Source organism: Protofrankia sp. BMG5.30, assembly GCF_001983005.1.
GTDB classification, from domain to species: domain Bacteria; phylum Actinomycetota; class Actinomycetes; order Frankiales; family Frankiaceae; genus Protofrankia; species Protofrankia coriariae.
The window spans coordinates 1-4,980 of sequence record NZ_MOME01000086.1; the positions used below are offsets into that span (position 1 = coordinate 1).

Here is a 4,980-nt window from a genome sequence, read left to right on the forward strand (position 1 = left end):
AGATCCCGGCCGGTCCGCTGGCGTTCCGCAGCGGCCGGCAGCCACAGCCGCTGAGCGAACTCGAACGCGCCCTGGTGCTGGCCACCGTGACCGGCGTGACCGGCTGGCACTTCGGCATCAGCCACCATCCCGGCTACGCGCCCGCGTTCCCCAACTACAGCGGGTCGGCGAGTGGGCGCGCCTTCCCGTCGGCCGCCGGGTTCCACACGGCCGAGTTCTTCTTCACCGACGACACGGGCACCTACTTCCTGCCCACCCGGGACGCGCCGCCCGACGTCGCGGTCGTCGACGGCCAGGTCGACATCGACGACTGGCTCGCGGCCACCGTCGCCCGCTACCGGCAGCTGTCACCCGAGCGGATCCACCTGCCGCGCGAGGAGCCCTACCTCGAAGGCCACAACACCTGGATCGTCAACCATCCCGGCTCGCTGCTCGTGATCCCGGTCGCCGACCTCGCCCAGCACCTGCTCGCCAACCTCGCGTTCTTCCTGCAGAACGGGTACGCCGTCTACGACGACGTCAACCATCGGGCCATCCCCGGCGTGAAGGAGTTCGGCGAGCTGCGCCACGCCGACGAGCCGTTCCCACTGTCGTTCGTCGAGCAGTACACCCTCGCCGAGGCCAGCGCCGAGCTGATCACCAGCGTCTACAACGGCCACCTGCTGCTCGGCGCGCTCGGCCTCGGCGGCTGGACCTTCGACGGTGTCGACCGGCTGAGCATCCTCGGCGCCTCCGGCAACCCGCACGTCCCCGGCCTCGGCTTCCACGTCCAGACCGACGAGCGGTGGGCCCTGCCCAACCCCACCGGCCTGCCCGGCGTCTTCGAGACGCTCTCGCGCCCCCACGTTCCCGACATCGCCACCGCCGTCCGCCTGTTCGCCGAACGCAAGTACGCCGCCGGCGGGCCGTTCCACCCCGACACCCCGGGGCCGTGGCGGGACACCCCCGCGGTGCGCTCCGCCGCCGCGCCCCACGACCAGCGCTTCCTCGACCTGCTCACCGTCGAGGCCAGCTACATCGACGACACCTTCGGCAAGCTGCCCGGCACCGTCCCGACCGTCCACATCCTCAACTACCTACAGGCCCAGCACCTCGACACCGACTTCTACGACCGGCACTTCACCCCCGGCGCCTACCTGCCCACCCACGCCCACCACCAGGACACCTGGCACTGAGCGACATCCCCGCGGCCAGCCCCTGCCCGAGCCAGAGGGGCGGGGCTATTGAAGCTGTTGGTCACGCTGGCGACTCGCGGTCCGCGCGCCTGCGCGAAAGCAGCACCTGAAAACGACGTCGAATGATCTTTCGTCATCCTGATCGTGGGAGTGGGCCGTCGCTGGGAGATCCGTCGGACGATGTGACGCGGGCAGCCGGCGCGGCGGTCCACCGGATCTTCTTCCAGTCCCAGGAATTTGTCACATTCTGTCACGTGAGGCGCTCCCGCCCGGCATTCCGGCGCGCCGACGGTGGCTGCGACACTCGGCACCACCGGGCGCAGAGCGGGGCAGGACGGTGAACTGGGCCTTAACGCGCAACAGCTGAGGCCTGATTGGGCCCGCCGCCATCCGGATTCTCGGCTAGGGTCGGCTGGCGTGGGATGCGTCGGGGCCCGATGACAGCGGGCGCGATCGCCGGATGACGCGATCGGATGGGGGCAGACACAGCCCCGCGCTCTACGTGGTGGCCGCCTTCGCGGGGGCGATCGTGGTCGGGACGCTCGTGCTGATGATCCCTTACGCCCGTGCGGGGCATGGCAGCGCGCCCCCGCTCGTGGCCCTGTTCACCGCGACGTCGGCGGTGTGCCTGACCGGCCATGTCGTGGTCGACACCTCCAGTTACTGGACCCCGTTCGGCCAGGCCATGATCATATTACTGGTCCAGGTCGGTGGTTTGGGGATCATGACCGCGGCGTCCCTGCTCGCGCTGCTCGTCAGCCGCCGGCTCGGTCTGCGTGGCAGGCTCCTGGCCGCCAGCGAGACCAGGACGCTGGGTCTGGGGTCCGTGCGCCGGGTCGTGGTCGGCGTCGTCGCGCTCAGCATGATCGTGGAGGCGGCGGCCGCGGTCGCGCTCACCCTCCGGTTCTGGACGGCGTATGACACCGCGTTACGTTCGGCGGTCTGGCAGGGGATCTTCCATGCGGTGTCGGCGTTCAACAACGCCGGGATCGCCCTGTTCCCGAACAACCTGGCATCGTTTGCCACGGATCCTGTGATCAGCCTGGTTGTGCTGGTGGCCTTCGTGCTGGGCGGCCTTGGTTTCCCGGTTCTGTTCGAGCTGCGCCGCACCTGGCGGCGACCACGACGGCTCTCCCTGCACTCGAAAATCACCCTTTGGACGACCGCGGTGCTGGCTGCCGTCGGCGTGGGCGCCCAGCTGGCGCTCGAGTGGACGAATCCGGCAACGCTCGGGCCACTGGCGGTACCGCAGAAAGCGCTGGCCGGTCTCTTCCAGGGTGTGAGCCCGCGCAGCGCCGGGTTCAACACGCTCGACTTCGGGGCGATGAACGAGACGACGTGGCTGGTGACCGATGCCCTGATGTTCATCGGCGCCGGGTCGGCGGGCACCGGCGGCGGTATCAAGGTGACCACGTTCGCGATTCTCGGTTTCATGATCATTGCGGAGGCGCGTGGCGCGAACGACGTGAGTGTTGCCGGGCGGCGGGTGGCGCCGGCCGCGCAGCGCCAGGCGCTGGCGGTGGCCCTGCTCGGCGTCGGAGTCTCCTTCCTCGGTGCCCTGGTACTGCTCGAGACCAGCGGCATCGTCCTCGACCAGGTGCTGTTCGAGGCGGTGTCCGCGTTCGGCACGGTCGGCCTGTCCACCGGGATCACCGCTGGGCTGCCCGGCCCGGCTCAGGCCGCGCTGATCGTGTTGATGTTCATCGGCCGGATCGGGCCGGTCACCGCGGCCTCGGCGCTGGCCCTGCGCCAGCAGGTCCGGTTCTACCGCCTACCAGAGGAGCGACCCATCGTTGGCTAGGTTTCAACCGGACGCCGTCCTCGTCATCGGGCTGGGCCGGTTCGGCAGCGCACTCGCTGGCACGCTTGTCGGGTTGGGCCATCAGGTCCTCGGTGTCGACACCGACCGGAAGATCGTTCAGGAGATGAGCTCGCAGCTCACCCACGTGGTCGAGGCCGACACCACCAGCGAGGAGGCGCTGCGCCAGATCGGTGCGGGTGACTTCAACCGGGCGGTTGTCGCGATCGGCAGCGACGTCGAGGCGAGCATCCTCACCACCTCGTTACTCGTGGACTTCGGCATCGCCCAGATCTGGGCGAAGGCCGTCAGCCGGGCGCACGGCCGGATCCTCGACCGGGTCGGTGCCCACCGCGTCGTCTACCCGGAACACGACATGGGCGAGCGGGTCGCCCACATGGTCACCGGGCGGATGGTCGACTACGTCGAACTGTCCGACAACTACGCGCTCGTCGAGACCCGTCCGCCGGCCGACATCGTGGGAAAGCCACTCGGCCAGACCGGAATCCGCAGCCGTCACGGCGTCACGGTCGTCTGTATAAAACACGTCGGCGCGGACTTCGACTACGCCCACCCCGACACGGTCGTCAAAGCCGACGATCTCATCGTCGTTCTCGGGCCGATCCAGAAGGCGGTCCGCTTTGMCCAGACCCGGAACGGATGACACAGCCCGCGGCGGTGGGACAGACGGCTGGGCGTCCACAGTCGTCGGCCACCCGTCACATCGTCCGGTAGATCTCCCGGCGGTGGCCCACTCCTACGACCAGGATGATGAGCTGCCCGTCCAGGACGTCGTAGATGATCCGGTAGTCGCCGACCCGCAGCCGATAGCGGTCCTCGTATCCGGCGAGCTTCTTCACGTGTGCGTCCGGGCGGCGCGGATCGTCCCCGAGCGGGCTGAGGGCCCGCAGGATTGTCAGCGCGACCGGTTGTGGGATGGCTCGTAGTTGCCTGACCGCCCGTTCGCGCCATCGGAACGCGTACTTCATGCGACGCCCTGGTCGGGCTCGTCCTCGAATATCGCGGCGATGGCCTCGGCCATGCTGTAGGTGGGGGCGTCGGGGTTCTCCGCCAGGTCGCGGTCGGCATCCCGGGCGAAATATCGGTCTATGGCGTCTTCAAGGGCGTTGAAGTCCTCGATGGGGACGACCGCGGCCACGGCCTGGCCGTTGCGCGTGATGATGGTGGGCGTTCCACCCTGGGCGCGCGTGATGACTTCGGCGAAGTGGGCGCGGGCATCCCTCGCGCTCARCTCGTTCTGACTGTCGTCCACACCAGAAGTGTACCCAGAATTGTGTACGCAGAGACTCTCCGGATGGGGCGGCCCGCCCGCCGCTCGCGCACCGTCCGTGATCGCGAGGTTGCCCGGCCCGGCCGGCACATGTCCGAGGTGGGGCAGGGCCCGGCCTGTCCCACCTCGTCAAGGACGACACCCTCACGGGCGGTATCGGCGTTGTCCGCTGGGATGCTCTGTCCGTGGGCAGGCAACGCGTCGCGGACGGGGCTGGTCCCAGCGGCCCGGCCGACGGATCCGCGTGCCGATCGGATCACCAAGGGATATCAGGGGATCTGAATCAGCTACTATGAATCTTCATGCGGGTGATGACGGCTTCCGAGGCGTCCCGAAACTTCAGCGCGCTTCTCGACGACGCCGAACACGGTGAGACGATCATGGTCACCCGTAGCGGTCGGCGCGTCGCTGTGATCATGCCGGCGCCGCAGGGCAACGGGGAGGCGTTGGCGCGTCCCGGGTGGGCAGGAAGTAGGTGCCCGTGTCGTCGGTGAAGAAGAACTCGGCCGTGTGGAACCCGGCGGCCGACGGGAAGGCGCGCCCACTCGCCGACCCGCTGTAGTTGGGGAACGCGGGCGCGTAGCCGGGATGGTGGCTGATGCCGAAGTGCCAGCCGGTCACGCCGGTCACGGTGGCCAGCACCAGGGCGCGTTCGAGTTCGCTCAGCGGCTGTGGCTGCCGGCCGCTGCGGAACGCCAGCGGACCGGCCGGGATCT

6 protein-coding genes and 1 pseudogene are annotated in these 4,980 nt (G+C 69.0%); 4 read left to right on the forward strand and 3 right to left on the reverse strand.

What is annotated here, in order from left to right; genetic code table 11:
• From BL254_RS24535 to BL254_RS24545, 3 genes are all read left to right on the forward strand, one after another.
• Window positions 1-1,175 (forward strand): hypothetical protein (locus tag BL254_RS24535; RefSeq protein WP_076845377.1); only part of this gene is annotated, 1,175 nt, incomplete at its 5' end.
• Between the two features lie 460 nt (window positions 1,176-1,635).
• Window positions 1,636-2,976, forward strand: a complete 1,341-nt coding sequence (locus tag BL254_RS24540) for a TrkH family potassium uptake protein (RefSeq protein WP_047224280.1) — start codon at window positions 1,636-1,638, stop codon at window positions 2,974-2,976.
• Window positions 2,969-3,637 (forward strand): TrkA family potassium uptake protein, encoded by a 669-nt coding sequence (locus BL254_RS24545; RefSeq protein ID WP_076845379.1) that lies wholly within the window; start codon window positions 2,969-2,971, stop codon window positions 3,635-3,637. Before BL254_RS24540 ends, BL254_RS24545 begins: the two co-directional genes overlap by 8 nt.
• 55 nt (window positions 3,638-3,692) lie before the next feature.
• Here BL254_RS24545 and BL254_RS24550 read toward each other — a convergent pair whose 3' ends face one another.
• Entirely contained in the window at window positions 3,693-3,962 is a 270-nt protein-coding gene (locus BL254_RS24550) for a type II toxin-antitoxin system RelE/ParE family toxin (RefSeq protein ID WP_047224282.1), read from the reverse strand.
• A complete protein-coding gene (locus tag BL254_RS24555; RefSeq protein ID WP_047224283.1) occupies window positions 3,959-4,246 on the reverse strand; it encodes a type II toxin-antitoxin system Phd/YefM family antitoxin in 288 nt (95 codons plus the stop codon). Before BL254_RS24555 ends, BL254_RS24550 begins: the two co-directional genes overlap by 4 nt.
• A gap of 329 nt (window positions 4,247-4,575) precedes the next feature.
• On the opposite strand from BL254_RS24555, the gene BL254_RS24560 reads away from it, so the two are divergent.
• A complete protein-coding gene (locus tag BL254_RS24560; protein ID WP_235433709.1) occupies window positions 4,576-4,758 on the forward strand; it encodes a type II toxin-antitoxin system Phd/YefM family antitoxin in 183 nt (60 codons plus the stop codon).
• Here the strand turns inward: BL254_RS24560 and BL254_RS24565 are convergent.
• Window positions 4,712-4,980: pseudogene (locus BL254_RS24565) on the reverse strand (hypothetical protein); the annotation flags it as partial. The gene BL254_RS24560 and the pseudogene BL254_RS24565 overlap by 47 nt on opposite strands.

Coding starts and splice junctions, on each gene's coding strand:
- BL254_RS24540 (WP_047224280.1), top strand. CDS start 1,636: ATGACGCGATCGGATGGGGGCAGACACAGCCCCGCGCTCTACGTGGTG.
- BL254_RS24550 (WP_047224282.1), bottom strand. CDS start 3,962: ATGAAGTACGCGTTCCGATGGCGCGAACGGGCGGTCAGGCAACTACGA.
- BL254_RS24560 (WP_235433709.1), top strand. CDS start 4,576: ATGACGGCTTCCGAGGCGTCCCGAAACTTCAGCGCGCTTCTCGACGAC.